This window comes from Corynebacterium sp. S5S1, assembly GCF_001913985.1.
GTDB classification, from domain to species: Bacteria; Actinomycetota; Actinomycetes; order Mycobacteriales; family Mycobacteriaceae; genus Corynebacterium; species Corynebacterium marquesiae.
In genome coordinates this window covers 1,841-3,426 of record NZ_MKXT01000088.1, presented here as the reverse complement: position 1 = coordinate 3,426, position 1,586 = coordinate 1,841, and the positions used below count along the sequence as shown (strand labels likewise).

1 protein-coding gene and 1 pseudogene are annotated in these 1,586 nt (G+C 54.7%); both read right to left on the bottom strand.

The features are described from left to right. Positions 1-253: restriction endonuclease subunit S (locus BKN05_RS12385; protein ID WP_286688771.1), on the bottom strand; the 253-nt coding region annotated here is incomplete at its 3' end. Next, positions 250-1,586: pseudogene (locus BKN05_RS12380) on the bottom strand (N-6 DNA methylase family protein); the annotation flags it as partial. The pseudogene BKN05_RS12380 and the gene BKN05_RS12385, both read right to left, overlap by 4 nt.

Genomic DNA, 1,586 nt, shown 5'->3' with positions numbered 1-1,586 from the left:
CATCACGCTCTTCCACAAAGAACGCGGTGTCAGTAGGCCAAACTGGTGCACCACAGTAAGTTAACTTTCCAATCGTACCCTTGCGACCTACAACGACCGAAGGGACAGTGGTTAGCGCTTCACAATGGGAACCTGCGACTCCTGCCGATGTAACAACATCGTATTCCCCGGTCTGAGTTCTCTTAGACTCTGGCAGGTTTCGCCCGTATTTAAATGGCAAGACATCTCCAAGTTTCATTGCTTCCCAGCTCACTTCAACCTCCCCAGTTGCTCGCGCACGACTGCATCCAAACGTGCAGACTCATCCAACGCAGCAGTCAGTTCTGCAGTTAGACGTGCAATCTTTTCGTCGATAGGCTCAGCATCTTCTTCGGCCTCAGGCATACCCACGTAGCGGCCAGGTGTTAGCGCATAGCCAGTTTCGCGGATCTCCTCAATCGTCGCGGACTTACAGAAGCCCGCCTCGTCCTCGTATTCCCCATCCGCGGACCTACGTCCACGCCAGGTTCGGAACGCGTTAGCAATCTTGGCGATGTCCTCATCACTAAACGCCCGCTCCGTGCGGTCGATCATGTGGCCCAGCTGGCGGGCGTCGATAAGCAACACCTCACCACGGCGATCAACACTGCCACCAACACCCGCCGACTTATCCTTAGCAAAGAACCACACGCACACCGGAATACCCGTGCCACGGAACAACTGCGCCGGCAGCGCAATCACACACGAAACAATGTCATCTTCCACCATGTTCTTGCGGATCTCGCCCTCACCAGAGCTTTGCTACGTCATGGTGCCATTCGCCATCACAACACCAGCTTCGCCGTGATCCTTCAGCTTCGAAATGATGTGCTGCATCCACGCAAAGTTCGCGTTCTTCGCCGGAGGCACACCGTACTTCCAACGGGCGTCCTCCTCATTGCGAATCCAATCCTTAATGTTGAACGGCGGATTAGCCATGATGTAGTCCATCTTGGTGCCCGCATGAATATCGCGAGCAAACGTATCGCCCCAACGCTCGCCCAAACCGGACGAACGAATGGCGTGAATAGCCAGGTTCATCTTGCCCATCCGCCAGGTACGCTCATTGAGTTCCTGACCATAGACGGCAATTGCGCTGCGGTCACGCTTGGTGGCCTCCAAGAACTTTTCCGCCTGCACAAACATGCCACCCGAACCACAGCATGGGTCATACACACGCCCCTCAGTCGGCTCAAGGATTTCTACCAACGTCCGCACGACCGGCTGCGGGGTATAAAACTCGCCGCCCCTCTTACCTTCGGCCTTGGCGAACTTATCCAGAAAGTACTCGTAGACCTCCCCTAGCAGGTCGCGGGCCTTCTTATCCTTAGTGCTGGCGAAGTACGTAGAGCTAAACAGATCAAACAATTCACCGAGACGGCGCTGGTCGATATTGTCCTTACCATAAATCTGCGGCAGCGTGCCCATCAGCGATTCGTTATCCGCCATGAGCTGCTGCATAGCCTCATCGATCAACTTGCCGATGGACTTATGTTTTCCTTCCAGCTCCTTGCCCTTAGAGTTCTTTTTCAAGAACTCCCAGCGCGCCATAGGAGCGACCCAAAAAA